This window comes from Streptomyces hygroscopicus subsp. hygroscopicus, assembly GCF_001553455.1.
In the GTDB taxonomy this organism is placed as follows: domain Bacteria; phylum Actinomycetota; class Actinomycetes; order Streptomycetales; family Streptomycetaceae; genus Streptomyces; species Streptomyces hygroscopicus.
Genome location: NZ_BBOX01000679.1, coordinates 1 through 532 on the forward strand (window position 1 = coordinate 1; position 532 = coordinate 532).

The 532-nt window shown below is 64.1% G+C and carries 1 protein-coding gene; it reads right to left on the bottom strand.

What is annotated here, in order from left to right; genetic code table 11:
• Window positions 1-81: 81 nt before the first annotated feature.
• A partial coding sequence (locus AXW62_RS39815; protein WP_060948565.1) for a hypothetical protein occupies window positions 82-532 on the bottom strand: 451 nt, incomplete at its 5' end.

Sequence of the window (532 nt, forward strand, 5' to 3'; positions counted from 1 at the left end):
CCGACAGTCCTATAGCCCCCCGCGGCGTCCTCGAACTCCGACGGCTTGAGAGACGTGAGCGTCGCGTAATCCATCGGCCCGTCACCGGCCCCGGCTCTCGCCACCGACCGGCTTCGTGTCCTTGTACAGCGCGTCTATCCCATCAAACGCGGACTTGATCGCCTCATCGTTCCTGTAATGATGATCCCCGGCCTTCTCCAGCCGATCCTGAAGCGTGCCGCACTTTCCACTCACACCGTTCAGATAGCGCTTCCAGGAAGCGCAGAGCTCCCGCTGGGCCGCCGCGCTCTCGATGCCACCCCCACTCTTACTGCCCGCGCCCAGACCGGTCTGCTCCTCCTCCAGCTTCGTCAACGCCGTCTTGATGTCCCCCCGAAGCTTTCCCACACTCCGTCCGGCTGCGCTCCAGGCATTCTTACTGGACTTCACCCCACCCGATCCGCCACCCTGTTCCCACCCCGGCTTGTTATCGGCAGATGCCAGACTCATCCCGGCTTCACCGGACGCCTCACGCTTGAGCTGAGCCCACTCC